1 protein-coding gene is annotated in these 1087 nt (G+C 70.3%); it reads right to left on the bottom strand.

Translation table 11 applies throughout. The annotated features are described in order from the left end of the window. The coding region (locus tag KN815_RS21425) for a xanthine dehydrogenase family protein molybdopterin-binding subunit (protein WP_216343559.1) at positions 1-1087 on the bottom strand (1087 nt) is incomplete at both ends.

The raw sequence follows: 1087 nt of genomic DNA, 5'->3' as shown, positions 1-1087 counted from the left end.
ACCGCGTTGGCCAAGGCGGCAGCGACCGGGAGGAAGGGGCTCTCGCTCATCGACTTGGCGCCCAGGGGTCCGAGGGCGTCGGCGGTGTCGGCGAAGTACACCTCCGTGCGCGGCACATCGGCGAACTCCGGGATGTGGTACTCGCGGAAGGTCGCCGTGGTGACGTGGCCCTCCTCGTCCATCACCAACGACTCGTACATGGCCGCGCCCAGGGCCTGCGCAACACCGCCCTCGATCTGTCCACGGCACTGCATCGGATTGACGACCCGGCCGGCGTCGCCCGCTTGGACGCTCCGCAGGATCCTGATCTCACCGGTACCGGTATGGACCGCGACCCGGAAGCCCTGGACGTTGAAGGCGACCGAACGCGGGGAGCCCTCGCAGGTGCCGGTCGCGCGCAGCTCCCGGCCGGCGGCCTGGGTCGCCGTCCCGAGCTCGGAGAGCGGGATTCGCACCCCGTCGCAGCACACCTGGTCCTCGTCGAGCTCACCGGCTGACCGCTCGCCGCCCACGTGGTCGGCGGCGGCGGCGATGATGCTCTCACGCAGTGACTCCGCGGCACGGGCGGACGCCAGGCCCGCGACCACCGTCCCGGTCGAGCCGAACCCTCCGGTGTCGTAGCCGACCTGGTCCGTATCGCCCTGCGCGATCAGAATCCGGTCGGGACTCGTGTGGAGCACGCTCGCGGCGAGCTGCTGGTGCACGGTTGTCGTGCCGGTGCCGAATTCGACGGTGCCAACGGCCAGTTGGTAGCGGCCGTCCGGCAGCAGTGCGATCCGCGCCTCGGCTCGATGCCCGTGGGGCGGACTCGTAATCATCATCGCCAGTGCCGTCCCCTGCCCGACGAGCCATTCCTCGCCCGGCGGCGCCGGAACGTCGTTGCCGCGGCGCAATGCCGTGTCGACGAGGTTCAGGCACTGGTCGAGGCCGTAGCTGCCGATCTCGACGTCATCCGGCTCGGTGCCGAAGCTCACCATGGCGTCGCCCGGCCGGATCACGTTACGTTCCCGGAAGGCGATCGGGTCCATGCCGAGCGCGCGGGCGAGTTCATCCATCGCCGACTCGACGGCGAAGATCGTCTGGCTGA

This window comes from Streptomyces niphimycinicus, assembly GCF_018883605.1.
Taxonomy (GTDB): domain Bacteria; phylum Actinomycetota; class Actinomycetes; order Streptomycetales; family Streptomycetaceae; genus Streptomyces; species Streptomyces niphimycinicus.
Note: the sequence above shows the minus strand (reverse complement) of the source record. Positions and strands in the feature narration are given on the sequence as shown.